A 296-nucleotide genomic window follows, 5' to 3' on the forward strand; every position below is an offset into this window, starting at 1 on the left:
CATCGGAGGAGGTGGTCAGATCGACCAACGGAACATCGCGATAGGTGTCTGACAGCCTGGCGGTCGCTGGCGAGGCGAGTTCTGGAACCATTGCCGGTAGTGCTGCCGCTGCAGCTTCCCTCATCCGACCGCGATGGACGAGCCAAAAGTCGTTGCGTCCTTCCGGCCTCTCGGCGGTGTAGCCGTGACCTTTGATCTCGTAGTTCCATTTCGGGTTTTCCGCATCCGGCAAGGAGCCATGGCGGTCCAAGGAAGAGAGCATTGCGTCTGGGACGGGTTGAGTCCCATGAGAGAAG

General features: G+C 60.1%; 1 protein-coding gene. It reads right to left on the bottom strand.

Going from position 1 to position 296, the window contains the following annotated elements; genetic code table 11:
* Positions 1-232, bottom strand: a 232-nt coding sequence (locus AC0L2U_RS34790; RefSeq protein WP_473603714.1) for a hypothetical protein, incomplete at its 3' end; no start/stop codon positions are given.
* Positions 233-296: the final 64 nt, after the last annotated feature.

It is taken from the genome of Mesorhizobium sp. WSM4808 (assembly GCF_055811675.1).